General features: G+C 59.7%; 23 protein-coding genes. 9 read left to right on the top strand and 14 right to left on the bottom strand.

Annotation, left to right across the window (positions count from 1 at the left end; genetic code table 11):
• Positions 1–159 precede the first annotated feature (159 nt).
• Positions 160–1,692 carry a sensor histidine kinase gene (locus tag F8N80_RS08900; protein WP_150783709.1) on the top strand — a complete coding sequence of 511 codons (1,533 nt, stop codon included), beginning with the start codon at positions 160–162 and terminating at the stop codon, positions 1,690–1,692.
• Between the two features lie 180 nt (positions 1,693–1,872).
• Here the strand turns inward: F8N80_RS08900 and F8N80_RS08895 are convergent, their stop codons facing one another.
• The 4 genes from F8N80_RS08895 to glyQ form a co-directional block, all read right to left on the bottom strand.
• On the bottom strand, positions 1,873–2,652 hold the full coding sequence (locus F8N80_RS08895) for a lysophospholipid acyltransferase family protein (protein WP_150746252.1): 780 nt from the start codon (positions 2,650–2,652) through the stop codon (positions 1,873–1,875).
• Between the two features lie 90 nt (positions 2,653–2,742).
• Entirely contained in the window at positions 2,743–3,288 is a 546-nt protein-coding gene (gmhB, locus tag F8N80_RS08890) for a D-glycero-beta-D-manno-heptose 1,7-bisphosphate 7-phosphatase (RefSeq protein WP_191632889.1), read from the bottom strand.
• Positions 3,289–3,292: 4 nt separating this feature from the next.
• A complete protein-coding gene (gene glyS, locus F8N80_RS08885) occupies positions 3,293–5,347 on the bottom strand; it encodes a glycine--tRNA ligase subunit beta (protein ID WP_150746254.1) in 2,055 nt (684 codons plus the stop codon).
• Entirely contained in the window at positions 5,344–6,297 is a 954-nt protein-coding gene (gene glyQ, locus F8N80_RS08880; RefSeq protein WP_064680830.1) for a glycine--tRNA ligase subunit alpha, read from the bottom strand. Before glyQ ends, glyS begins: the two co-directional genes overlap by 4 nt.
• An 81-nt stretch (positions 6,298–6,378) precedes the next feature.
• Between glyQ and tag the strand changes: the two genes are divergently transcribed.
• Positions 6,379–6,936 (top strand): DNA-3-methyladenine glycosylase I, encoded by a 558-nt coding sequence (tag, locus tag F8N80_RS08875; protein ID WP_150746255.1) that lies wholly within the window; start codon positions 6,379–6,381, stop codon positions 6,934–6,936.
• A gap of 40 nt (positions 6,937–6,976) precedes the next feature.
• Positions 6,977–7,864, top strand: a complete 888-nt coding sequence (locus tag F8N80_RS08870) for a lysophospholipid acyltransferase (protein WP_150783707.1) — start codon at positions 6,977–6,979, stop codon at positions 7,862–7,864.
• A gap of 7 nt (positions 7,865–7,871) precedes the next feature.
• On the opposite strand, the gene F8N80_RS08865 is transcribed toward F8N80_RS08870, so the two are convergent.
• The 5 genes from F8N80_RS08865 to def all read right to left on the bottom strand — a co-directional run bounded on the left by F8N80_RS08865 (position 7,872) and on the right by def (position 12,587).
• Complete coding sequence (locus F8N80_RS08865; RefSeq protein ID WP_150783706.1) at positions 7,872–8,186, bottom strand: tetratricopeptide repeat protein; 315 nt, start codon at positions 8,184–8,186, stop codon at positions 7,872–7,874.
• A gap of 174 nt (positions 8,187–8,360) precedes the next feature.
• On the bottom strand, positions 8,361–9,734 hold the full coding sequence (gene trkA, locus F8N80_RS08860) for a Trk system potassium transporter TrkA (protein ID WP_150746258.1): 1,374 nt from the start codon (positions 9,732–9,734) through the stop codon (positions 8,361–8,363).
• 22 nt (positions 9,735–9,756) lie between these two features.
• Positions 9,757–11,067: a 16S rRNA (cytosine(967)-C(5))-methyltransferase RsmB gene (gene rsmB / locus F8N80_RS08855; protein ID WP_150783705.1), complete on the bottom strand. Its 1,311-nt coding sequence runs from the start codon at positions 11,065–11,067 to the stop codon at positions 9,757–9,759.
• Entirely contained in the window at positions 11,064–12,023 is a 960-nt protein-coding gene (gene fmt / locus F8N80_RS08850) for a methionyl-tRNA formyltransferase (protein WP_150746260.1), read from the bottom strand. The genes rsmB and fmt overlap by 4 nt, the downstream gene beginning before the upstream one ends.
• Before the next feature lie 57 nt (positions 12,024–12,080).
• Positions 12,081–12,587 carry a peptide deformylase gene (def, locus tag F8N80_RS08845; protein WP_150746261.1) on the bottom strand — a complete coding sequence of 169 codons (507 nt, stop codon included), beginning with the start codon at positions 12,585–12,587 and terminating at the stop codon, positions 12,081–12,083.
• A gap of 189 nt (positions 12,588–12,776) precedes the next feature.
• On the opposite strand from def, the gene F8N80_RS08840 reads away from it, so the two are divergent.
• The 3 genes from F8N80_RS08840 to F8N80_RS08830 all read left to right on the top strand — a co-directional run bounded on the left by F8N80_RS08840 (position 12,777) and on the right by F8N80_RS08830 (position 15,601).
• Positions 12,777–13,802: a LysM peptidoglycan-binding domain-containing protein gene (locus tag F8N80_RS08840; RefSeq protein WP_150746262.1), complete on the top strand. Its 1,026-nt coding sequence runs from the start codon at positions 12,777–12,779 to the stop codon at positions 13,800–13,802.
• Between the two features lie 80 nt (positions 13,803–13,882).
• On the top strand, positions 13,883–14,989 hold the full coding sequence (dprA, locus tag F8N80_RS08835) for a DNA-processing protein DprA (protein WP_150783704.1): 1,107 nt from the start codon (positions 13,883–13,885) through the stop codon (positions 14,987–14,989).
• A gap of 54 nt (positions 14,990–15,043) precedes the next feature.
• On the top strand, positions 15,044–15,601 hold the full coding sequence (locus F8N80_RS08830) for an L-threonylcarbamoyladenylate synthase (RefSeq protein WP_150746264.1): 558 nt from the start codon (positions 15,044–15,046) through the stop codon (positions 15,599–15,601).
• Positions 15,602–15,734: 133 nt separating this feature from the next.
• Here the strand turns inward: F8N80_RS08830 and F8N80_RS08825 are convergent, their stop codons facing one another.
• A complete protein-coding gene (locus tag F8N80_RS08825; protein ID WP_150783703.1) occupies positions 15,735–16,712 on the bottom strand; it encodes an NADPH:quinone reductase in 978 nt (325 codons plus the stop codon).
• Between the two features lie 178 nt (positions 16,713–16,890).
• On the opposite strand from F8N80_RS08825, the gene hemF reads away from it, so the two are divergent.
• Both hemF and aroE read left to right on the top strand, forming a co-directional pair.
• Positions 16,891–17,805, top strand: a complete 915-nt coding sequence (gene hemF, locus F8N80_RS08820; RefSeq protein WP_150746266.1) for an oxygen-dependent coproporphyrinogen oxidase — start codon at positions 16,891–16,893, stop codon at positions 17,803–17,805.
• Positions 17,806–17,818: 13 nt separating this feature from the next.
• Positions 17,819–18,640, top strand: coding sequence for a shikimate dehydrogenase (aroE, locus tag F8N80_RS08815; RefSeq protein ID WP_150746267.1), 822 nt, complete (start codon positions 17,819–17,821; stop codon positions 18,638–18,640).
• A gap of 111 nt (positions 18,641–18,751) precedes the next feature.
• Here the strand turns inward: aroE and F8N80_RS08810 are convergent, their stop codons facing one another.
• From F8N80_RS08810 to betC, 3 genes are all read right to left on the bottom strand, one after another.
• Complete coding sequence (locus tag F8N80_RS08810; protein WP_150746268.1) at positions 18,752–20,320, bottom strand: SulP family inorganic anion transporter; 1,569 nt, start codon at positions 20,318–20,320, stop codon at positions 18,752–18,754.
• A 137-nt stretch (positions 20,321–20,457) separates the two neighbouring features.
• Positions 20,458–21,378: a choline ABC transporter substrate-binding protein gene (choX, locus tag F8N80_RS08805; protein ID WP_150783702.1), complete on the bottom strand. Its 921-nt coding sequence runs from the start codon at positions 21,376–21,378 to the stop codon at positions 20,458–20,460.
• Positions 21,379–21,394: 16 nt separating this feature from the next.
• Positions 21,395–22,909 carry a choline-sulfatase gene (gene betC / locus F8N80_RS08800; protein WP_150783701.1) on the bottom strand — a complete coding sequence of 505 codons (1,515 nt, stop codon included), beginning with the start codon at positions 22,907–22,909 and terminating at the stop codon, positions 21,395–21,397.
• 114 nt (positions 22,910–23,023) lie between these two features.
• On the opposite strand from betC, the gene F8N80_RS08795 reads away from it, so the two are divergent.
• Entirely contained in the window at positions 23,024–23,974 is a 951-nt protein-coding gene (locus tag F8N80_RS08795) for a choline sulfate utilization transcriptional regulator (protein WP_150746271.1), read from the top strand.
• 205 nt (positions 23,975–24,179) lie between these two features.
• Here the strand turns inward: F8N80_RS08795 and F8N80_RS08790 are convergent, their stop codons facing one another.
• Positions 24,180–24,845, bottom strand: coding sequence for an NAD(P)-dependent oxidoreductase (locus tag F8N80_RS08790; RefSeq protein ID WP_150746272.1), 666 nt, complete (start codon positions 24,843–24,845; stop codon positions 24,180–24,182).
• Positions 24,846–24,898 lie beyond the last annotated feature (53 nt).

The following is a 24,898-nucleotide window of genomic DNA, read 5'->3' as shown; positions in this document are numbered from 1 at the left end:
TTTGGCGGCCAGCATGTTATTTGACAATAGACGTTCGGCTGAAGAGTGTAAGTAAGCAGCTTCCCATTGGTCGCGTCCGCTATGATTCTTCAAGCGCCCTTCCCTGAAAACTGTGACCCATGAACCAAATTCCCTACAACCCTTACGTCAGTATTGCCTATGAATTATGAGCGCCGCCGGGAAAGTCGCGAGCCGACTCAGGTTCAAAGGTTGTTCCGGCAATTGGTCCGCGAATGGCTGTGGATAAGCTTGCTTTTGTTACCCCTGACGGGCCTTCTTTCATTCAATGCCGAGACCAGCCATCGAAATGGGTCGGGTGCGTGGGGCGCGTTGTTCTCTGTTTGCCTGGTCGCCTGTGTCTTGGGTTTGTTATTGCTACGTCCGAGACTGGCGCTCTGGTTGACCTTGGCGGGCATGAGTTGTGCACTGCTGGCGAGCGCAGGATTAGCGAGACTGGGCTGGTGGTGGTCCCCTACAGCGAGTCTGTTGGGCATGCTGTTCGGTTACCTGATCTGGAGCTGGCGGCGCTTGAGTGTGGTACTGACCTATTTTGGATGGGAGCTGGCGCGGTTGGATAGCGAGCCAAAGGTCTTTCCGGAGCGCCGTCGTGCACACTTTCCGACTGGAGACCATTTACAGGGTCAGATCATGGCTCTGGAACAAGCGATGGGTCGGACCCGGGATACCCGTCGTTTTATCGCCGATGGCCTGGAGTGTTTGCCTGTCGCCACCTTGATCAGTGATCCCCATGGCCGGATTTTGCTGGGTAACCGTAAGGCCAGGGATCTGTTCGGCGCCGATCTGGTGGGCGATGACGTTCTGGAGCAATTGGCCAAACTTGGCTATCCGGAACTGGTCGAAGGCCCTCGGCCGCTCTTATCGACTTTGCCGCTGGTGGAGTTCAGGGACGTCAAGGAACGCAGTCTGCGTCTGGAGCGCGCTGCTTTGCTGCCAGTGGACGGAGAAACGCCTATCGGCTGGTTATTGAGCCTGACCGACCTCAGCGTTGAGCGTGATGCCGAGGAGCAGCGTGGCGTACTGTTGCGCTTCTTGTCCCATGATCTGCGGGCGCCTCACTCGGCGATTCTCGCCCTGCTCGACGTGCACCGACATCAATCCGTCGGGGACACGTATCTGTTCGACCAGATCGAGTGCCAGGTGCGTCGAGCCCTGGAATTGACTGACGGTTTCGTACAATTGGCCAAGGCCGAGTCAGAGGCTTATCAGTTTCAGCCGAGCCTGTTTGCGATGATGGTGCTGGATGTGTTCGATCAAACATTGACCATTGCGCAGTTGAAGCAGATCGAAATGGTCCATCACCTGGATGATGTAGCGCAGGAAAGCTTGATCATGGCCGATCAGGCGCTGCTGACCCGAGCGTTGTTCAATCTGCTGGAGAACGCAATCAAGTACAGCGGCTGCGGCACTCGAATCATTGTGCAAGTCAATTGCGCTGAAGGCTGGCTGACGTGCGAGATCGTTGATCAAGGTAAAGGCATTGCTGCAGAGGAATTGCCCGAACTGTTCAGCCAGTATCGGCGTCTTTCTTCAGCCCAAGGCATCGATGGCGTGGGTTTGGGCCTGTCGATGGTGAAGGCGGTGATAGATCGACATGGCGCAAGGATCGAGTGCCAAAGTGTGGTGGGTCAAGGCACACGCTTCAGGTTGCATTTTCCCCTGTTAAAGGACTGAAACACGTCTGGTTCAGACCGAAAAAAACCGGCTATATCAGCCGGTTTTTTTGCGCCCAAAAAAAACTTATGCACCATTTTCGGAATTTTATGAGTTTATGAAATATGTATATAAATCATCAAGCTACAACTCAAATATGGCACTTGTAAGCAAAATGGTACACAGGTTATCCACAGAATCTCAGACAGCCATTCGATCACTGTCAGCCGGGGCTTGCGGGGCAGGTGGGAGCGAGCCCATTTCCCGTTGCATCTGTTCGTTCCAGGCCTGGACCCGATCGTTCAGCTCGGCAATGGCGCGCGGCCCGCTGCCGTCGGCGTACATGGGTTCACCGATAATCACGGTGATGACGCCCTGCTTTTTCGCCCAACCGGTTTTCGGCCAGAATTTACCTGCGTTGTGCGCAATCGGGAGCACCGGAAGCGAAGCATTGACCGCCAAAGCGGTGCCACCCCGAGAGAATTTGCCGATGGTGCCGTAAGGGACCCGCGTTCCTTCCGGGAAGATCAGCACCCATACGCCATCTTTGAGCAGCTCATCGCCCTTCTTCGCCACGTGTTTGAGCGCAGCTTTAGGGTTGTCGCGGTCGATGGCAATCGGTCGCAGCATGGCCATCGCCCAACCGAAGAATGGAACGTAGAGCAGTTCACGCTTCAGCACTTGGCTCAGTGGCTCGAAATAGGCCGAGAGAAAGAAAGTCTCCCAGGTGCTCTGGTGATTGGATTGAATCACGCAGGGCTGGTCAGGCACATTCTCTGCGCCTCTGATCTCATAGCTGATACCCAGAAAGACCTTGCTCAGCCATAAGGCGCAGTGGCACCAGTACACATTGATAAAGCGATAGCGCGCCTTGAACGGCAGAAAAGGTGCGATAAAAAAGCTCAGGCTGCACCAGAGCAAAGAGCTGGTGCCCAGCAGCAGGTAAAAGAGGAAGGTTCTGATGGCCTGCAGTATCGACATGGCGACGTTTACCGTGCGGGCTCTGCCCGTCTATATAAAGCGCACTTCCCTTTCATCCTTGGTCAGAAAAAATCGAAGCACGCGACGTATTTAAGTGCAGTTGTGCATAAGCTCTGCGGCAATTGCCGCAAGATCGTCAAAAATCAAGGTGCCCACCGGCAACGCCTTGCCCAACGTCTTTTCGCCTTTGCCGGTCTTTACCAAAACGGGCTGAGAATCGACGGCTCTGGCGGCTTCCAGGTCACCAAGGGTGTCGCCAACGAACCAAATATCAGTCAGCGCTACGTTGTAATGCGTGGCAATGGTTTTCAACATCCCCGGTTTTGGTTTGCGGCAATCGCAACCGTCGTCAGGCCCGTGCGGGCAGTAGACGATCAGCCCGACCTCACCGCCCTGCTCCGCCACCAGCGAGCGCAAGCGCTCGTGCATGGCGTCCAGGGTGGCGATGTCGTAATAGCCACGAGCGATGCCCGACTGGTTGGTAGCCACGGCCACCGTCCAGCCGGCCTTGCTCAACTGCGCGATGGCTTCGATTGAACCGGGGAGTGGAATCCACTCCTCCACCGACTTGATGTAAGCGTCGGAGTCGTAATTGATCACCCCGTCCCGATCGAGAATCAGCAGTTTCAACAGCAATCCCTCAGCCCAGCAGCGAAATGTCGGCGACACCAAGGAACAGTCCACGCAGACGCGCCAGCAACGCATAGCGGTTGGCGCGCACTTTGGCATCTTCGGCATTGACCATCACGGCTTCGAAGAACGCATCCACCGGCTCGCGCAAGGCAGCCAGACGCGCCAGGGATTCGCTGTATTGACGCGCCGCAGCCATCGGCTGGACAGCCTGGTCAGCCTGCTGGATTGCCGAATACAGGGAGAACTCGTTGGCGTTGTCGAAGTACTTGGCTTCCACGACCGAAGGAATAGAGCCCTCTACCTTGCTCAGCAAGTTCGAAACGCGCTTGTTCACCGCAGCCAGGGCAGCGGCTTGCGGCAATTTGCGGAACGCCTCTACCGCTTGGACGCGCTGATCGAAGTCCAGCGCCGAACCCGGCTTCAGGGCACGCACCGACAGATAAGTCCCGACATCGACACCTTCGTCTTCGTAACGGGCACGCAGACGGTCGAAGATAAACTCCAGCACCGACTCATTGAGCCCGGCAGCCTTGACCTTGGTACCGAACGCACTCACAGCGAATGCCACCGCGTCGTTCAGGTCGAGCTCGAGCTTCTTGTCGATCAGGATGCGCAAAACGCCCAGGGCTGCACGACGCAAGGCGTACGGATCTTTGCTACCGGTAGGCAGCATGCCGATGCCGAAAATACCGACCAGGGTGTCGAGCTTATCAGCGATGGCCACGGCCGCACCGGTCAAGGTGGTAGGCAGTTCGGCGCCAGCACCGCGGGGCATGTACTGCTCGTTCAGCGCCAGGGCGACTTCTTCGGGCTCGCCGTCGTTGAGGGCGTAGTAGTAACCGGCGACACCTTGCATCTCCGGGAACTCACCGACCATTTCGGTCGACAGGTCGCACTTGGACAGCAGGCCGGCGCGGGAAGCCCAGGCTGCGTTACCGCCAATGCGCTGAGCGATGTACGCAGCCAGTTTGGAAATGCGCTCGGCCTTGTCGTAGACGCTGCCGAGCTTTTCCTGGAACACCACGTTTTGCAGGCGCAGGTTGAAGTCTTCGAGTTTCTGCTTCTTGTCTTGCTTGAAGAAGAACTCGGCGTCGGTCAGGCGCGGGCGAACCACTTTTTCGTTACCGGCGATGATCTGCTGCGGGTCTTTGCTTTCGACGTTGGCCACGGTAATGAAGCGTGGCAGCAACTTGCCGTCGGCGTCCAACAGGCAGAAGTACTTCTGGTTGTCCTGCATGGTGGTGATCAGCGCTTCCTGCGGTACGTCGAGGAAACGTTCCTCGAACGAGCACACCAGCGGCACCGGCCATTCCACCAGTGCGGTCACTTCGTCGAGCAGGGCTGGTGGAACGATCGCCGTCCCTTCCTGCATCGTCGCCAGTTCTTCGGTGCGCTTGCTGATCAGCTCGCGCCGCTCATTGGCATCGGCCAGTACATAAGCGGCTCGCAGGTCGCTCAAATAGTTGGCTGGCGAGGTGATGCGCACACTTTCCGGGTGATGGAAGCGATGTCCCCGGGAGTCGCGGCCGGCTTTCTGGGCGAGGATCGTGCAATCGATGACCTGGTCACCGAGCAACATCACCAGCCACTGGGTCGGACGCACGAACTCTTCCTTGCGGGCGCCCCAGCGCATGCGCTTTGGAATCGGCAGGTCGTTCAGGGAATCTTCGACGATGGTCGGCATCAGGCTCGTGGTCGGTTTGCCGGCGATGCTTTGGCTGTAACGCAGTTTCGGGCCGCTCTGATCGATTTCGCTCAGGTCGACGCCGCACTTCTTGGCGAAACCCAATGCCGCTTGAGTCGGGTTGCCATCGGCATCGAACGCGGCCTGGCGTGGCGGGCCATCGAGGTTGATGCTGCGATCCGGCTGCTGGGTCGCCAGCGAGGTGATCAGCACAGCCAGACGGCGCGGTGCGGCGTAGACGGTTTTGGTCTCGTAGTTCAGGCCAGCGGCTTGCAGGCCCTTGTCGATACCGGCCAGGAACGCGTCGGCCAGGGTGTTCAGGGCTTTGGGTGGCAGTTCTTCGGTGCCCAGTTCAACCAGAAAATCTTGAGCACTCATTGTGCAGCCTCCAGCTTGGCCAGTACTTCATCACGCAGGTCCGGGGTCGCCATCGGGAAGCCCAGCTTGGCGCGAGCCAGCAGGTAGGCTTGCGCAACGGAACGCGCCAGGGTGCGTACGCGCAAAATGTATTGCTGACGCGCGGTCACCGAGATCGCCCGGCGCGCATCCAGCAGGTTGAAGGTATGGGACGCCTTCAACACCATTTCATAACTCGGCAACGGCAGCGGCTGCTCGAGTTCGATCAGGCGCTTGGCTTCGCTTTCGTAGAAATCGAACAGTTCGAACAGCTTCTCGACGTTGGCGTGTTCGAAGTTGTAGGTCGACTGCTCCACTTCGTTCTGGTGGAACACGTCGCCGTAGGTCACTTTGCCCATCGGGCCGTCAGCCCAGACCAGGTCGTAGACCGAGTCCACGCCTTGCAGGTACATGGCCAGGCGCTCGAGACCGTAGGTGATCTCGCCGGTCACCGGGTAGCACTCGATGCCGCCCGCTTGCTGGAAGTAAGTGAACTGCGTCACTTCCATGCCGTTGAGCCAGACTTCCCAGCCCAGACCCCAGGCGCCCAGGGTTGGCGACTCCCAGTTGTCTTCGACGAAGCGAATGTCGTGGACCAACGGGTCCAGGCCGACGTGCTTGAGGGAGCCCAGGTACAGTTCCTGGAAGTTGTCCGGGTTCGGCTTCAGGACTACCTGGAACTGGTAGTAGTGCTGCAGACGGTTCGGGTTTTCGCCGTAGCGGCCGTCAGTCGGGCGACGACTGGGCTGCACATAAGCGGCGTTCCAGGTTTCCGGGCCAATGGCACGCAGGAACGTGGCAGTGTGGAAAGTCCCGGCGCCTACTTCCATATCGTAGGGCTGAAGTACCACGCAACCTTGCTCGGCCCAGTATTGCTGGAGGGCGAGGATCAAGTCTTGGAAGGTACGCACGGCTGGCGTAGGCTGGCTCACGAAATTCACCTGTTTCTTGGGCTGCGATTTAAAGAGCGGGAGTATACCCGATTCGGTCCTGCGCACGCCCCCTGGAGCCTTATGCCACGCTGCTTTTGGTGTTCCGAAGATCCGCTATACATGGCTTATCACGATCAGGAGTGGGGTACGCCGCTACGCGATGCGCAGGGATTGTTCGAGTTGCTTTTGCTCGAAGGGTTCCAGGCCGGCCTGTCCTGGATCACTGTACTGCGTAAACGCGAGCGTTATCGCGAGGTGTTGTTCGGCTTCGACGTCCAGCGCGTCGCGCAGATGAGCGATGCGGAAATCGATCAATTGATGCTCGATCCGGGGATTATCCGCAATCGGCTCAAACTCAACGCGGCCCGGCGTAATGCCCAGGCCTGGCTGGCGTTGGAGGACCCGGTGGCCTTTCTATGGTCGTTCGTCGGTGGCAAGCCTGTGATCAATCATTTCAAGGATCGAACCGAAGTGCCGGCCGTGACGCCGACCGCCGTGGAGATGAGCAAAGGCCTGAAAAAGGCCGGTTTCACCTTCGTCGGCCCGACCATTTGCTACGCGTTGATGCAGGCCTCGGGCATGGTCATGGACCACACCCGGGATTGCGATCGCTACGCGACTCTGGTGAACGGCGGTTAGAATGGCCGCCTCGCGCACAGCACAAGATCAGGAGTGACCTGTGGAAAAGTTTAAAGGCGCCATGCTGGTAGGCGCTCTGCGGTTGTTTGCCCTGCTCCCGTGGCGGGCAGTGCAGGCCGTCGGCTCGGCCATTGGCTGGGTCATGTGGAAAATCCCCAACCGTTCCCGCGATGTGGTGCGGATCAACCTCGCCAAGTGCTTCCCGGAAATGGATCCCGCTGAACGCGAACGTCTCGTAGGCGCGAGCCTCAAAGATATCGGCAAGTCCCTGACCGAAAGCGCCTGCGCCTGGATCTGGCCGGCTCAGCGCTCGATCGATCTGGTGCGTGAAGTCGAGGGTCTCGACGTATTGAAGGACGCCCTCGCCTCCGGCAAAGGCGTCGTCGGTATCACCAGCCACCTGGGCAACTGGGAAGTGTTGAACCACTTTTATTGCAGCCAATGCAAACCGATCATTTTCTATCGTCCGCCCAAGTTGAGGGCGGTGGATGATTTGCTGCGCAAGCAGCGGGTACAACTGGGCAATCGGGTCGCCGCATCCACCAAGGAAGGCATTCTCAGTGTGATCAAGGAAGTGCGCAAAGGGGGGGCAGTAGGGATTCCCGCCGACCCTGAACCCGCCGAATCCGCCGGGATCTTCGTGCCATTTTTCGCCACCCAGGCGCTGACCAGCAAATTCGTACCGAACATGCTCGCAGGCGGCAAAGCGGTCGGCGTGTTCCTGCATGCCCTGCGGCTGCCGGACGGTTCGGGTTACAAAGTGATCCTCGAAGCTGCGCCAGAGGCCATGTACAGCACCGATACCGAGACATCCTGTGCGGCCATGAGCCAGGTGGTCGAACGCTATGTTCGGGCCTATCCGAGCCAATACATGTGGAGCATGAAGCGCTTCAAGAAGCGCCCGCCGGGTGAAGAGCGTTGGTATTGACCTCTGATCAGTGCGCCTGACGGTCGAGTTTCTTCAGAAACACCGTCATTTCCTTTTCCGCCTGCTTGTCGCCATGGACGCGGGCGGCTTCCAGACCTTGTTCCCAGGCCTGGCGCGCAGCCGAATAATCCGTCAGCGCCAGATGCGCCTTGCCCAACAGTTTCCAGGCTGCCGAATACTTTGGATCGAACTCGACGCAGCGTTGGAAATGCTCTGCGGCCTTGGCGTTTTCCCCAAGATCCAGGTAACCCTTGCCGAGGCCGAAGCGTAGCAAGGCGTTATCCACACCCTTGGCGAGCATTTTTTCCAGGGATTCGAGCATGGTGGATTCCTTATTGAGGTTATTCAGGGATGCCTATGTGTTGTTGAGATCGTTTCGCGGGCAAGCCCGCTCCCACAGTGTTTTGCATTGAACACATATCTTGTGTTCGGCCGAGATCCCTGTGGGAGCGGGCTTGCCCGCGAAGAGGCCCGTCCAGCCACTGCAACTACAGGATCAGAAGAAGCTCAACCCCACATGAAACAGCTTCTCCACATCCCGAATATGCTTTTTATCCACAAGGAACAGAATCACATGATCGCCTGCCGCGATCACGGTGTCGTCGTGGGCGATGATCACCTCTTCATCGCGAATGATCGCGCCGATGGTGGTGCCTGGCGGCAGGCCGATGTTCTCGATGGATTTACCGATGACCTTGCTCGACTTCGCATCGCCGTGGGCAATGGCCTCGATGGCCTCCGCCGCGCCGCGGCGCAATGAGTGCACGCTAACAATATCGCCGCGACGCACATGGGCCAGCAACGTGCCAATGGTCGCCAGTTGCGGGCTGATGGCGATGTCGATGTCGCCGCCCTGGATCAGATCGACATAGGCCGGGTTGTTGATGATGGTCATCACCTTCTTCGCGCCCAGACGCTTGGCCAGCAATGACGACATGATGTTGGCCTCGTCGTCGTTGGTCAGGGCGAGAAAAAGGTCGGCGTCGGCGATGTTCTCTTCCAGCAGCAAATCCCGATCCGAAGCGCTGCCCTGCAGCACCACGGTGCTGTCGAGGGTGTCCGAGAGATGACGGCAGCGAGCCGGGTTCATCTCGATGATCTTCACCTGGTAACGGCTCTCAATGGCCTCGGCCAGGCGTTCACCGATCTGCCCGCCGCCAGCGATGACAATGCGCTTGTAGCTTTCATCGAGACGGCGCATTTCACTCATCACCGCGCGAATATTCGCCTTGGCCGCGATGAAAAAGACTTCGTCGTCCGCCTCGATCACCGTGTCGCCCTGAGGCAGGATGGGTCGGTCACGGCGGAAAATCGCCGCAACCCGGGTTTCGACATTCGGCATGTGCTCGCGCAATTGCCGCAGTTGCTGGCCCACCAATAGACCACCGTAATAGGCCTTGACCGCCACCAACTGGGCTTTGCCCTCGGCGAAATCGATCACCTGCAACGCACCCGGATGCTGGATCAGGCGCTTGATGTAGTTGGTGACCACTTGCTCCGGGCTGATCAATACGTCCACCGGAATCGCTTCGTTGTCGAACAGATCGTTGCGCGTGAGGTAGGCCGCTTCGCGGACCCGGGCGATTTTGGTTGGCGTGTGGAACAGGGTGTGGGCGACCTGACAGGCCACCATGTTAGTTTCATCACTGTTGGTCACGGCCACCAACATGTCGGCGTCGTCCGCGCCAGCCTGGCGCAGCACGGTCGGGAGCGAGCCGCGCCCTTGTACCGTGCGGATGTCCAGCCGGTCGCCGAGGTCGCGCAGTCGATCGCCATCGGTGTCGACTACCGTGATGTCATTGGCCTCGCTGGCCAAGTGTTCCGCCAGCGAACCGCCGACCTGCCCTGCGCCGAGGATGATGATTTTCATCCAGTTACTCCCTTAAACCCGTTTAACCGCGCGCGGCGGCGATCTTGATCAGCTTGGCGTAGTAGAACCCGTCGTGGCCGCCTTCCTGGGCCAGCAACTGGCGACCATGGGGCTGCTTGATGCCGGCCTGACTGGCGATATCCAGTTCACGGGCGCCCGGTGTACGAGCGAGGAAGGCCTCGATGACTTCGGTGTTCTCGGTCGGCAGTGTGGAGCAGGTGGCGTAAAGCAGAATGCCGCCCACTTCCAGCGTTATCCACATGGCGTCCAGCAACTCACCCTGAAGCACCGCCAATGCGGCGATATCATCGGGCTGGCGGGTCAGCTTGATGTCCGGGTGACGCCGGATCACACCGGTGGCCGAGCACGGTGCATCCAACAGAATGCGTTGAAACGGCTTGCCGTCCCACCAGGTCACGGTGTCGCGACCGTCGGCAGCGATCAATTCAGCGCTCAGGCCCAGGCGTGCAAGGTTCTCACGCACCCGCACCAGGCGCTTGGCTTCCAGATCCACGCCCACTACGCTGGCCAGTTCTGGCTCGGCTTCAAGGATGTGGCAGGTCTTGCCGCCGGGTGCGCAGCAAGCGTCCAGCACTCGTTGCCCCGGTGCCAGATCGAGCAGATCGGCCGCCAGTTGCGCCGCCTCGTCCTGCACGCTGATCCAGCCTTCGGCGAAGCCCGGCAGGCTGCGCACGTCAGCTGCGGCGTCGAGGATGATGCCATCCTGACTGTAAACACAGGGTGTGGCGGCGATGCCGGCTTCGCTCAGCAACCCAAGGTAGGCGTCGCGCGCGTGATGGCGACGGTTGACCCGCAGAATCATCGGCGGATGCGCATTGTTCGCCGCGCAAATGGCTTCCCATTGTTCAGGCCAGAAGGCCTTGAGGGATTTTTGCAACCAGCGTGGGTGAGCGGTGCGCACTACCGGGTCGTGTTCCAGTTCGGCAAGCAACGCTTCGCTTTCCCTTTGGGCGCGGCGTAAAACAGCATTCAGCAACGCCTTGGCCCAGGGCTTTTTCAGCTTGTCGGCGCAACCGACGGTTTCGCCGATGGCGGCGTGGGCCGGAACCCGGGTGTAGAGCAACTGATAGAGGCCGACCAGCAACAGCGCCTCGACATCGGCATCCGCTGCCTTGAATGGTTTCTGTAACAACTTCGCCGCCAGCGCCGACAAGCGCGGCTGCCAGCGAGCGGTGCCGAACGCCAGGTCCTGGGTGAAGCCGCGATCACGGTCTTCGACCTTGTCCATTTGTGTTGGCAGAGAACTGTTGAGTGAGGCTTTTCCGTTAAGAACTGCAGCAAGTGCCTTGGCGGCGGCCAGACGTGGATTCATTGAGCGTCCGCCGTTTGACCGAGGACAGTGCCGACGGCGAATTTCTCACGACGGCTGTTGAACAGGTCGCTGAAGTTCAGCGCCTTGCCACCGGGCAATTGCATACGGGTCAGACACAGGGCCTGTTCGCCACAGGCGACAATCAAGCCGTCCTTGCTGGCGCCGAGGATTTCACCGGGAGCGCCCTGCCCTTCAGTCAGGCTCGCAGCCAGGACTTTCAGTGCCTCACCATTGAGCGTGCTGTGGCAGATCGGCCACGGATTGAAGGCGCGGACCAGGCGTTCCAGTTCAACCGCGGGGCGACTCCAGTCGATGCGCGCTTCGTCCTTGTTCAGTTTGTGCGCATAGGTCGCGAGGCTGTCGTCCTGCACCTCGCCTTCCAGCGTGCCGGCGGCGAGGCCGGCAATCGCCTGGACCACAGCGGGTGGGCCCATTTCTGCCAGACGGTCGTGCAAGCTGCCGCCAGTGTCTTCACCGGTGATCGGCGTAGTGACTTTGAGCAGCATCGGCCCGGTATCGAGGCCGGCTTCCATGCGCATCACGGTCACGCCGCTTTCACTGTCGCCGGCTTCGACGGCGCGCTGGATCGGCGCCGCACCGCGCCAGCGTGGCAGCAGGGAGGCGTGGCTGTTGATGCAACCCAGGCGCGGAATATCCAGCACCACTTGTGGCAGGATCAGGCCGTAGGCGACCACCACCAGCAAGTCCGGCTTCAACGCGGCCAGTTCGGCCTGGGCGTCTTCGTTGCGCAGGGTTGGCGGTTGCAGCACCGGGATATTGTTTTCCAGAGCCAGCAGTTTGACCGGGCTTGGCATCAACTTTTGCCCACGGCCCGCCGGACGGTCCGGTTGGGTGTAGACCGCGACAATCTCGTAAGAGCTGTCAAGCAAGGCCTTGAGGTGTTCGGCGGCGAATTCCGGGGTGCCGGCAAAGACAATGCGCAGTGGCTCAGTCATGGGAGCGATCTCTGAAAAGAAAAAGGCTTGCCGCAGCAAGCCTTTGAAAGAAGGGCATCAAGCGTTCTGGCGATGGAGCTTTTCCAGTTTCTTCTTGATTCGGTCGCGTTTGAGACTGGACAGGTAGTCGACGAACAATTTGCCGTTAAGGTGGTCGCATTCGTGCTGGATGCACACGGCGAGCAGGCCTTCGGCGATCAGTTCGTATGGCTGGCCGTCGCGGTCCAGGGCCTTGACCTTGACCTTCTGCGGGCGATCGACGTTTTCGTAGAAGCCCGGCACCGAAAGGCAGCCTTCCTGGTATTGCTCCATCTCGTCGGTCAGGGGTTCGAACTCGGGGTTGATGAACACCCGGGGTTCGCTGCGGTCTTCGGAGAGGTCCATCACGACGATACGTTTGTGCACGTTGACCTGGGTCGCGGCGAGGCCGATGCCTGGCGCTTCATACATTGTTTCAAACATATCGTCGACCAACCGACGCACTTCGTCGTCCACTACGGCCACAGGTTTGGCGATAGTGCGCAGGCGCGAATCGGGAAATTCGAGGATGTCTAAAATGGCCATAAGCTTAATTGCTGCACATGTGAGGTAAAGTCGGGTCGATGGCCTGGCGGGTCCGAAGATGCCGGCTACCGTTGTGAAACGTAGCTCCTTTCTTTTCAGAGTAGCCCCCTTCTTTTCAGGAGTGAGCAGGAGCGAGCCACGAGGGCTCTGGCGTTTCACGCGAACGCACATAATAAAGGGATTCACTGCATGAGGAAATCACTACTCGCCCTGCTCCTTCTGGCCTCGGCCGGTTTTGCGCACGGGCAAGTGCAGCTAAGGGAAGGTTTTCCACAGCAATACACGGTGGTCACGGGGGACACACTCTGGGACATATCGGGAAAATACCTGCGTGAGCCGTGGAAGTGGCCCGAGCTCTGGCAAGCCAATCCGCAAATCGAGAACCCCAATCTTATCTACCCCGGCGATACGCTGTCGCTGGTCTACGTCAACGGTCAGCCGCGGCTGACCCTCAAGCGCGGCGCTTCCAGGGGCACCATCAAGCTCTCGCCCCGCATCCGCAGCAGCCCCGTGGCCGAGGCCATCCCGAGCATTCCTCTGCAGTCGATCAACAGCTTTCTGCTGAGCAACCGCATCGTCGACAAGGTCGAGGACTTCGACAAGGCGCCGTATATCGTCGCAGGCGATGCCGAGCGGGTGCTCAGTGGCACCGGTGATCGCATCTTCGCCCGCGGCCACTTCGACCCGGATCAGCCGGTCTATGGCATCTTCCGCCAGGGCAAGGTCTACACCGACCCTGAGACCAAGGAGTTCCTCGGTATCAATGCCGACGATATCGGCGGTGGCGAGATTGTGGCCACCGAAGGCGAGGTCGCTACCCTGGCACTGCAACGCACTACGCAGGAAGTGCGTCTCGGCGATCGCTTGTTCAGCAGCGAGGAGCGATCCATCAACTCGACCTTCATGCCCGGTCCCCCTAAAACCGAAATCAACGGCTTGATCATCGACGTGCCGCGCGGGGTTACCCAGATCGGCGCCCTGGATGTGGTCACGCTGAACAAGGGCCAACGCGACGGCCTCGCCGAAGGCAACGTGCTGGTGGTGATGAAAACCGGCGAAACGGTACGGGACCGGATCACCGGTCAACCGCTGAAGATTCCTGATGAGCGTGCGGGTCTGCTGATGGTGTTCCGCACCTACGACAAGCTCAGCTACGGTCTGGTGCTCAGCGCTTCCCGCTCGTTGGCGGTGATGGACAAGGTGCGAAATCCGTAAGCAGGCTCCACAAGTTACCAACAGAGTTATCCACAGCTTGTTCCCGTTTTAACGGGGCTCATAACGATCAAGGATGATCCATGTCGCTACCTGGTGTTTCACCGGTTTCCCCTGCGGAACTGGAAGCTCGTTTACGTCTGCACCGTTTGCCGGAACTCGGTCCTGCCCGCTTCAAGAAATTGCTTGAGGCGTTCGGTTCGGCGTCTAAAGCCATCAGCGCGCCGGCGAGTGCCTGGCGTGCACTGGGCCTGCCCCTTGCTTGCTCGGAGGCCAGGCGCGTCAGTGAAATTCGCGACGGTGCCAGCCACGCATTGGCCTGGCTAGAGCATCCGGGCCAGCATTTACTGATGTGGGACCAGCCCGACTATCCGGCGTTGCTCGCTGAAATCAGCGATGCGCCGCCGCTGTTATTCGTGGCGGGCGATCCGGATATTCTGGAAAAACCGCAGCTGGCGATGGTCGGCAGCCGTCGTGCTTCCCGGCCGGGCATGGACACCGACGCCGCGTTTTCCCGAAGCTTGGCGAGCGCCGGTTTTGTCATCACCAGCGGCTTGGCCCTCGGCATCGATGCCGCTGCGCACCAGGCAGCGTTGGATGTGGGCGGGCGAACGGTGGGGGTACTTGGCACGGGACTTGAAAAGTTTTATCCACAGCGCAATCGACGACTGGCCGAGGCCATGATTGCCTCGGGCAGCGCGGTGCTTTCGGAGTTCCCGCTGGATGCCGGCCCTAGGGCCAGCAACTTTCCGCGGCGCAACCGGATCATCAGCGGTTTGTCACTCGGGGTACTGGTGGTCGAGGCGAGTGTCGCCAGCGGTTCGCTGATCACCGCGAGGCTGGCGGCAGAGCAAGGTCGAGAGGTTTATGCGATTCCCGGATCGATTCATCATCCCGGCGCCCGCGGTTGTCATCAATTGATCCGCGACGGGGCGGTGTTGGTGGAAACCATCGAGCATATCCTCGAAGCCTTGCGCGGCTGGCAACGGTTGCCGTTATCCATCGATGCACCGTCGACTGCTGCAATCCATCCACTGCTTATGCTGCTCCACGCGGCGCCCCATACCAGTGAGGCGCTGGCAGACGCCAGCGGCTGGGCCTTGCCGAAAGTTCTGGTCGCGCTGACGGAACTGGAAATGGATGGCCGTGCGGTTTGCGAAAGCGGGCGCTGGTTTGCGCGGGTGAGCTAGGTTTTACGAGGAAGAAAGGTAAACTGCGCAGAGCCTTATTCCGGAGAGTTTTTCATGGTCAACAGTTGGCGTGTGCAACAAGCCGCACGAGCCATTCGCGCAGGCGCGGTGATTGCCTACCCAACCGAAGCGGTCTGGGGCCTGGGTTGCGACCCTTGGGACGAAGAAGCGGTGGATCGTCTGCTGCTGATCAAGGGACGGTCTGTGGAAAAAGGCCTGATTCTGGTCGCCGACAATATCCGCCAGTTCGACTTCCTCTTCGAAGATTTCCCTGAACTGTGGATGGACCGCATGGCCAGCACCTGGCCGGGGCCGAATACCTGGCTGGTGCCGCACCAGAATTTGTTGCCACAGTGGATCACTGGCGTGCACGAGACTGTGGCGCTGCGGGTGAGCGATCATCCGCAGGTGCGGGATTTGTGCGCGTTGGTGGGGCCGTTGGTATCGACTTCAGCCAACCCTCAGGGACGGCCGGCGGCGCGCTCGCGGATTCGCGTGGAGCAGTATTTTCGTGGACAGTTGGATTTGGTGATGGGCGGCAACCTCGGGGGGCGCAAGAATCCGAGCGTTATCCGAGACGTGGCGACCGGCAACGTAATCCGCCCGGATTGAGACCGTGCGCGGCCATTCGCGAGCAAGCCCGCTCCCACATCAGATCTTCAGTGAACACAGATTTTGTGTACGACAACGATCAAATGTGGGAGCGGGCTTGCTCGCGAAGGGGCCAATGCAGACGCCAAAAATCCTAGGGCAACAGTACTGTTGAACCTGTGGTACGCCGCGCCGACAACTCGGTCTGCGCCTTCGCCGCTTCCGCCAATGGATACTTCTGGCTGATGTCCACCTTCAGCTTCCCGCTGATGATCATCTCAAACAGTTCATCCGCCATACGCTGCAGGTTTTCCGCATTGTTGGCGTAGGTCGCCAAGGTAGGCCGGGTCACGTACAGCGAGCCCTTCGCCGACAAAATCCCCAGGTTCACCCCGTCTACCGCGCCTGACGCATTGCCAAAACTCACCACCAGGCCACGTGGAGAAACGCTGTCGAGCGAGGTCAGCCAAGTGTCCTTGCCGACGCCGTCGTACACCACCGGGACTTTTTTGCCGTCAGTCAGTTCGAGTACGCGCTGTGCGACGTTTTCGTGGCTGTAATCGATAGTGGCCCAGGCACCGTTGGCCTTGGCCAATGCGGCTTTCTCCGGTGAGCTGACCGTGCCGATCAACTTCACACCCAAGGCCTTGGCCCATTGGCAGGCCAGCGAACCGACACCACCGGCCGCAGCGTGGAACAGAATGGTTTCGCCAGCCTTGAGTTCATACGTCTGACGCAGCAGGTATTGCACGGTCAGACCCTTGAGCATCACCCCTGCGGCCTGTTCAAAGCTGATCGCGTCCGGCAGATGCACCAGATTGGCTTGCGGCAATACATGAACGTCGCTGTAGGCCCCCAGCGGGCCGCTCCCGTAAGCCACGCGATCACCGACTTTGAAACGGGTGACTTCGCTGCCCACTGCCTCGACCACGCCCGCGCCTTCCGAGCCCAGGCCCGATGGCAGGGCCGGCGGCGGATAAAGACCACTGCGGTAATAGGTGTCGATGAAGTTCAGGCCAACGGCCTTGTTGGCCACACGGACCTGCTGCGGACCGGGCTCGGCGGGTTGGTAATCGACATACTCGAGCACTTCGGGGCCGCCATGGGCGCGGAACTGGATACGCTTTGCCATCAGAACTCTCCTTAGGGTTTGGCTTCTAGAGTTGTAGTGCCAAGCGCCCTATCGAACTCCCAAGCTTGATCTTCGTCAACTGCGAAGGTGCACCTGCGATGTTATGCTACGCGCCCATTTGCGCCGGCCCCCGCTCCGATGGAGCGCCGCGTAGCTTTGCCCGATTCAAGGTGATGACATGACGACCCGCACCGAGGCCGTAAAAGCCTACCTGCTCGACCTGCAAGACCGCATTTGCGCTGCTCTGGAAGCTGAAGACGGCGGTGCGCATTTCGTCGAAGATGCCTGGACCCGGCCTGCCGGCGGCGGCGGTCGCACCCGGGTCATCGAAAACGGCACGGTCATCGAAAAAGGCGGCGTAAACTTTTCCCACGTCTTCGGTAGCGGTCTCCCACCGTCCGCCAGCGCCCATCGACCAGAACTGGCCGGCCGTGGCTTCGAAGCCCTGGGCGTGTCGCTGGTGATTCACCCGCACAACCCGCATGTGCCGACTTCCCACGCCAATGTGCGCTTTTTCATCGCGGAAAAAGCAGGTGAAGAGCCGGTCTGGTGGTTCGGTGGCGGCTTCGACCTGACCCCGTATTACGGCAACATCGATGACTGCGTGCATTGGCACCGCGTCGCCGAGCAGGCTTGTGCGCCGTTCGGTCCGGACGTTTATCCGCGCTACAAGGCCTGGTGTGACAGCTACTTCCATATCAAGCATCGCCACGAGCCACGGGGCATCGGTGGTCTGTTCTTCGATGACCTGAACGAGTGGGACTTCGACACCACCTTTGCCTTCATGCGCGCCATTGGCGATGCCTTCATCGACGCGTACCTGCCGATCGTGCAGCGCCGCAAAAACGATGCGTTCAGCGCGAAACAGCGCGAATTCCAGGAGTTCCGGCGTGGCCGTTACGTCGAATTCAACCTGGTCTATGACCGCGGTACGCTCTTCGGCCTGCAATCGGGCGGGCGCACCGAGTCGATCCTGATGTCACTGCCACCACAGGTTCGCTGGGCTTATGACTGGAAAGCCGAGCCGGGCAGCGAAGAAGCGCGCCTGACCGAATACTTTCTGCAAGACCGCGATTGGTTGGCCGAGGCCTGAACGAGGAATCCTGATGGATCGTTACGTCGTATTTGGTAACCCGATTGGCCACAGCAAGTCGCCACTGATCCACCGTCTGTTTGCCGAGCAAACCGCGCAAAAACTCGACTACAGCATCTTGCTGGCGCCGCTCGACGACTTTTCCGGCTGCGCCCGGGCGTTTTTCCGCGAAGGTCGCGGGGCGAATGTGACAGTGCCGTTCAAGGAAGACGCCTACCGCCTGGCGAACAGTCTGACGGAGCGGGCGCAACGGGCCGGCGCGGTGAACACCCTGAGCAAACTTGCCGATGGCAGTCTGTTGGGCGACAACACCGATGGCGCCGGACTGGTGCGGGACCTGACGGTCAATGCCGGGTTCAGCCTCAAGGGCAAACGCATCCTGCTGCTGGGTGCCGGCGGCGCGGTGCGCGGTGCGCTGGAGCCGTTGCTGGCCGAACAGCCCGCGTCGGTGATCATCGCCAACCGCACGGTGGAAAAAGCCGAGTTGCTGGCGGAGTTGTTCGCGGACCTCGGACCGGTGTCGGCCAGCGGTTTCGATTGGTTGCAGGAGCCGGTGGACCTGATCATCAACGCGACATCTGCGAGCCTGAGCGGTGATGTACCACCGATTGCCAGCAGTCTTATCGAACCGGGCAAGACGGTTTGCTACGACATGATGTATGGCAAGGAGCCGACTTCGTTTTGCCGCTGGGCCGGCGAGCATGGCGCCGCAGTGGCGATGGATGGCTTGGGGATGCTCGCCGAACAAGCGGCGGAAGCGTTCTTCCTGTGGCGCGGTGTGCGGCCCGATACCGCGCCAGTGCTGGCTGAACTCCGCCGCCAACTGGCGCTGTAATTACCTGTAGGAGCGAGGCTTGCCCGCGAATGGGACGCCGCGATGCATCAGGTACACCGCATTATCGTTCTTCGCGGGCAAGCCTCGCTCCTACAGGGGCGGGGGGTGTGTTCAGTCTTCAAACCGGATCGGGCATTTCTCCGCACCTTCCAGCTTTCTCAACTCCTCCACCACCGGCGGTCTCGCCCCGCGCAGGGTCAGGCTGCGATCCTGTTGCAACAGTCGCCGCGCTTCCTGGTGCAGCATTTCCACACCTGAATAGTCGATGAAGTTGATCTGCTGCGCCTCGATCACCACGCGTGCGCCGTGCAGCCGTTGCAAGCGCACTTGCAGGTAATGGCTGGCACCGAAAAAGATCGATCCGCCGACTCGCAGGATGTCTTCATCCCCGTCACGCCAATGCTGCACCCGCGGTTGCGAAGTACGTTTGAGGTAGAAGAACAGCGAAGCCAACACCCCGGCATAGATCGCCGTCTGCAGTTCCAGCAGCAGCGTGGCGATGCAGGTCAGCGCCATGACCAGAAACTCGGCGCGGCTGACCCGCAACAACGCACGGATCCCGCGATGGTCCACCAGTCCCCAGGCAATCAACAGAATACTGCCGGCCATGGCCGGGATGGGGATGTGCGCAATCAAGTTCGCGCCGAAGATGGCAAACAGCGCCACCCATAACGCCGAAAAAACCCCGGCCAGCGGCGAGCAGGCGCCGGCTTCGTAGCTCAGGCCCGAGCGGGTGAAGGAGCCGGCCGACAGCGAGCCGGAGAAGAACGCACCCACCATGTTCGATAAACCCTGGGCGCGGACTTCCTGATTGGCATCGAGCAGTTGCTGCGAGCGGGCCGACAAGGAACGGGCAATCGACAGACTCGTCACCAGCCCGAGCATCCCGACCGCTACGGCGCTGGGCAGCAGGCGCAGGATCAAGTCCAGATCCAGCGGCAACGGGCTGAAGGGTGGCAGACGCCCGACAAACGCGCTGACCAGCTTCACGTGACCGAACATCGCTGGCCAGAGCCAGACCAGCAGCCCACTCAGGATCAGGGTGATCAATAAGGTCGGCCAGCGTGGCAGCAACCGTTTCAGAATCACCCCTGCCCCTACCGTCGCCAATCCCAGTACCAGTGAGGGTTTATCCACTTCGCCGAAATGCTTGAACACCAGCAAAAAGCTGTCCAGCGCCGTAGCCTGGTTGGGCAAGTCCAGCCCCAGCAGGTTCGGCATTTGACCGATGGCAATCACCACCGCCGCGCCGAGGGTGAAGCCCAGCACCACCGAGTGCGAGACGAAATTCACCAAGGCGCCAAAACGCAGCAATCCCAGCAGCCACTGGAAAATGCCGGCGAGCAGCGTCAGTAACAGGATCAAGGTGACGTAGTCCTCTGACGCGGGAACGGCCAGAGGACTGACGCTGGCGTACAGGACGATGGAGATGGCCGCCGTAGGGCCGCAGATCAGATGCCAGGACGAACCCCACAGACAGGCGATCAGCACCGGGATGATTGCGGCGTACAGGCCATACTCCGGTGGGAGGCCGGCAATCAGGGCGTAGGCGATGGATTGCGGCAAGGCGAGAATTGCACCGCTGAGGCCGACGATCAAGTCACGGCCGACGCTGGCACGGGTCTGCCGCGGCAGCCAGGTAAGGAAGGGAAAGAGTGAATGGCGGCTGGGGAAGGCCATGGGTCCTCTCGGTGGATAACTGCAAAAAGCGTCAGGGTGGTGTTTCAGTTGCCATGGCGCAAGGGCAAAAATCGATTCGTCGGAACGCCGCCCGAAGCCGGCTCCGGGCGGCGTTCCGACGATGGCGTCGTCGAACCTTACAGCTTGGCTTTGACCGCCGGCAACGCATCCTTGCCATCCACGGTCTTCACCCCGTCCAGCCATTTATCCAGCACCGCCGGATTGGCCTTGATCCAGGCCTTGGCCGCATCGGTATTGCTGATTTTCCTGTTCACCACCTCGGCCATGATGCTGTTCTCCATCTCCTGGGTGAAACTCAGGTTGGTGAGCAATTTGCCAACGTTCGGGCAGGCCTGTGCATAACCTTTGCGGGTCAGGGTATGGACACTACCGGTATCGCCGAAATACTTCTCGCCGCCCTTCAGGTAATGCATTTTCAATTGCACGTTCATCGGGTGCGGTGTCCAGCCGAGGAAGGTCACGAACTTCTGTTTTTTCACCGCTCGGGATACTTCGGCCAGCATTGCCTGCTCACTGGACTCGACCAGTTTCCACTGACCCATGTCGAAGTCGTTCTTCTTGATCATTTCCTGCAAGGAAATATTTGCCGGGGCACCCGAGCCGATGCCATAGATCTTCTTGTCGAACTTGTCGGCGTACTTGTTCAGGTCGGCAAAGTCATGCACACCCGCGTTCCAGACGTAATCCGGGACGGCGAGCGTGAATTCGGTGCCTTCGAGGTTTTTCGCCAATTGAGTGACATCGCCGGTGGCCACGAACTTATCGTAAAAGCCCTGCTGCGCTGGCATCCAGTTACCCAAAAACACGTCCACCTGGCCATCCTTGAGTCCGCCAAAGGTGATCGGCACCGCCAGGGTGTCAACCTTGGCCTTGTAGCCCATGCCGTCCAGCAGAAAACCGGTGATGGCGTTGGTCGCGGCAATGTCGCTCCAGCCGGGGTCGGCCATCTTCACGGTGTCGCAGCTTTGCTCGGCGAACGCCGATGCGCTGCCCAGAGCCAGAAGCCCTGCCGTCAGTACTGTGGATAACCTTTGCATGGACTTCCCCTTGACGTTATTGGTTTTGGCAGGGTTGTGGATAACGGGCTTTGCGCTCCAGATCATCAAGGTCGATGTGGTTGCGCATGTATTGCTGACTGGCGTCCACCAGCGGCTGGTGATCCCAGCTCTTGAGCTTGCCTATGGTCAGCGCTTGGGCAACAAAACGCCGACGACGCTGGCTCGCGAGCACCTGTTGGTGGATCGCCGGAATATTCCATTTGGCCCGCGCTTCAGCGAGGAATTCCTCGAACAGCTGCAGATGTTGCGGCGACCGGCTGAGTTCTTCCTGTTCACGCGGGTCGTTGTGCACGTCGAAGAGTAGGCAAGGGTCGTCTTCGCTGTAGATAAATTTATAGGCGCCGCGGCGAATCATCATCAGCGGGCTGATGGTGCCCTCAGCCATGTATTCGCCAAAGACTTCATCGTGACCGCCCTGCCCTTGCAGGTGCGAAACCAGAGAGCGACCGTCCAGTGGCAAGCCTGGCTCCAGGGAGCCGCCGGCCAGTTCGACGAAGGTCGGCAGCAGATCGGCGGTGGACACCGCTGCGCTGACCCGGCCAGCGCCGAATTGCCCAGGTGCACTGATCAGCAACGGTACCCGTGCAGCCATCTCGAACCAGTGCATTTTGTACCAGAGCCCACGTTCGCCGAGCATGTCACCGTGGTCGCCCGAGAACACAATGATGGTGTCATCGATCAGGCCAGTATCTTCCAGGGTTTGCAGGAGTTTGCCGACGTTACTGTCGATATAGCTGCAAGCACCGAAGTATGCACGGCGCGCGTCGCGGATTTTATCCACAGGCAGCGGTTTGTCCCACAGGTCGTAAACCTTGAGCAAGCGCTGTGAATGCGGATCGAGTTCGGTCTGGGCTGGAGTTTCCGGTAAAGGGATGTCGGCGTCGTCATACATATCCCAAAACGCCTTGGGGATGGTGTATGGATCATGCGGATGGGTCATTGAAACGGTGAGGCAGAACGGCTGATCGCCATCCTCACGGATGTGGTCAAACAGGTATTGCTGGGCCTTGAACACGACCTCTTCATCAAAATCCAGCTGATTGGTGCGCACGCACGGCCCGGCTTGCAGTACCGAAGACATGTTGTGGAACCAGGTCGGACGCACGTCCGGTTCATCCCAGTTCACCGACCAGCCATAGTCGGCGGGGTAAATATCACTGGTCAGGCGTTCTTCATAACCGTGCAACTGATCGGGGCCGCAGAAGTGCATCTTGCCGGACAAGGCAGTGCGGTAACCGAGGCGACGCAAGTAGTGTGCATAAGTCGGTACATCGGCGGGAAAATCGGCCGCGTTGTCGTAGGCGCCGATCTTGCTCGGCAACTGACCGCTGACCAGGGTAAATCGCGACGGCGCGCACAGTGGACTGTTGCAATAAGCGGCATCGAACACCACGCCTTCGGCGGCGAGGCGACTCAGATTGGGCAATTTGATGGGCGAAGGGCCGTAGAACGGCAACATTGGCGCGGCCATCTGATCGGCCATGATGAAAAGAATATTCTTGCGCTTCATGTGATCGCGGCATTCCATAGTGAATATTTATGCGAGAGTGCTGCGATTGAGCATGGAGTCCGCCTGCTTTGTGGTAAAGCCCATGCGCGGCAATGACTAGGATAAGCACAGCTTATGTATGACGCCCTTGGTGATTTGTCTCTGGATCTGCTGCGGGCCTTCGAAGCAGCAGCCCGTCAGCATAGCTTCACCGCCGCGGCGGTGGAGCTCGGCACTACGCAGCCGGCTATCAGCCAACAGATCAAACGTTTGGAAGAACAGCTTGGGACGCGGCTGTTCGATCGGATCTATCGCGGCATCGAATTGACCGAGGCCGGGTCGATACTTTTTCAGCAGGTTCAGGCAGGTTTGCAGAATATCGACGCAGGATTGAGTGCGATCAGTGCGCAGCATCAACATGAGGTGTTGCAGGTAGCCACCGATTTTGCCTTTGCCGCCTATTGGCTGATGCCACGACTGCATCGATTTCACGCCGCCAACCCTCAGGTCGATGTCAGCCTCGTCACCAGCGAACGCAGCCTCAATATGCTGCGCACCGATATCGATGTGGCGGTGTTGTTCGGAGATGGCCGATTCAAACAGGGTGACAGCCATTGGCTGTTCAGCGAGGAAGTGTTTCCCGTGTGCAGTCCGCTGCTATTGAAGGATCGCCCCCTGCCCTTGCCGGTTCAGACGCTGCTGGAGTTCCCTCTGCTGCACCTGCGCGGAGAAAACAGCAGCAACTGGTTCGACTGGAGCGGCGTATTTCGCGAGCTGGGTATCTCGTCGGCGCCAGCGCCGGGGCAATTGCGCTTCGACAATTACACCTTGTTGATTCAAGCGGCGATTGGCGGACAAGGCGTGGCGATCGGGTGGCGGCACCTTGTGGATAACTTGCTGGCGCAAGGCTTGTTGTGCCGGCCGATTGCTGAAACGGTGATTTCCAGGCTGGGTTATTACGTGGTCCTGCCACAGCGCAAACGGCGTGGGCCGTTGATTCAACAATTCGTGGACTGGTTGATGGCCGAGCAGGCAAGCAGTGCGCAATCGCTCAATGGCCTGCCTTTACCTTCGATTGCCGTGTGAAGGCGAAAAGATCGCAGCCTGCGGCTCCTGCACCACCTGCGAGTACCGCTGGATTGTGGAAAACGCCACCCCCCCTGTAGGAGCCAGGCTTGCCGGCGAAGGCGGCCTCATGGGCGCGGCAAGGCTTGAAGCCGCCTTCGCCGGCAAGCCTGGCTCCTACGGGGGCTCGCATTTTAAGGTAGAAGGTGGCGAAGGCTGCGATCTTTCAGGGTTCTGAAGTTGCGATGAAATTCACATGCTCACCAACATGCAAATTCAGGTGCAGCTCATCGGCAATCCCGACCGCTACGCGGTTCAACCGGGCCAGCGGTTCGGCCAGACCGGGTTCCATGTTGGTGCTGACGTGGCTGAAATGTTCAATCGTCAGCCCTGGCACCCCCCGTGGAGCATTGACCAGCGTCCAGCGCAAGGAACTGCTTTGCAGCGCCTCGCGGATTTCTTCGGCGGCATGGCGTTCCAGGTGATCCTCGATCTCCGGATCATCCAGCACCTCGAAATCGCCCACCAGAAACAGCCGGGCAATACCGGCAGCCTGCATACCGGCGATCAATGCATCCACTGCCAGCACTTGTTCGACGGGGCCCGGCACGATGGTTTTTTCCACATGCTCGCTGTTGAACGGCAAACCCGGTGCATCCAACAGGCAAATGACCGCCGAACTCCCGGCCACGCTTTGCTTCACGCGTTCGGCATCGAACAAATCCCCGGGCTTGGCGCGTAAACCCGGACGCGGCGCGAGCGCTGTCAGTTCATCGAGAATGGCGATCACTTCATGCTGGCGCCGCAGCATTTCAGCCATCAGCGCACTGCCCAGACTACTCATGGCACCATAAAGCACCACTTTCACCACGGGGGTCTCGGCATTTTTCATGGCTACGGTCCTTGTTTCCTACGTATATGGCGTGTGACCTGTAAGAATCGGTG

The organism is Pseudomonas fluorescens (genome assembly GCF_902497995.1).
GTDB classification, from domain to species: Bacteria; Pseudomonadota; Gammaproteobacteria; order Pseudomonadales; family Pseudomonadaceae; genus Aquipseudomonas; species Aquipseudomonas fluorescens_BK.
The sequence above is the reverse complement of the archived record's forward strand: the minus strand, read 5'-3'. Positions and strand labels throughout refer to the sequence as shown.